Here is a 365-nt window from a genome sequence, read left to right on the forward strand (position 1 = left end):
TGTTCACGGCATTGAGGATTCGGCGGCAGTTAGCAACGTCCGCGTTCGAGTCCCCCTCAATGGTGTTCACTGGGCTTTCCCCAATGGCCGACAGCATCTCGTTCACTGCTGCCAGCTCATCCGAAGTCTCAAGGTTCGCCTCATAGCTGCGAGCCATAGCGCCTCCTTGTGTTTGGGCTGATTAAAAAAAACCCCTCAGAGAGCCATTGCGGCCCAAAGAGGGGTTCGGTAGATGTGGCCTCAGGCCGCCATTAGGCGACGTTGAAGACCAGGGCGCCGGCAGCTTCCGGGCGCAGGCCACCGTGGCCCATCGCGTACTTGCCGATGATCTGGTCAGCCTGGAACTCAGCGCGACGAGCGCGCTC

Annotated in this window: 2 protein-coding genes; both read right to left on the reverse strand. The window is 60.3% G+C overall.

Annotation, left to right across the window (positions count from 1 at the left end; all coding sequences use genetic code 11):
* The coding region (locus tag ACS2QP_RS27445; protein WP_438883023.1) for a hypothetical protein at nt 1-157 on the reverse strand (157 nt) is incomplete at its 3' end.
* 94 nt (nt 158-251) lie between these two features.
* The coding region (locus ACS2QP_RS27450) for a hypothetical protein (protein ID WP_438883024.1) at nt 252-365 on the reverse strand (114 nt) is incomplete at its 5' end.

It is taken from the genome of Bacillus cereus group sp. Bce019 (assembly GCF_051781745.1).
GTDB classification, from domain to species: domain Bacteria; phylum Bacillota; class Bacilli; order Bacillales; family Bacillaceae_G; genus Bacillus_A; species Bacillus_A cereus.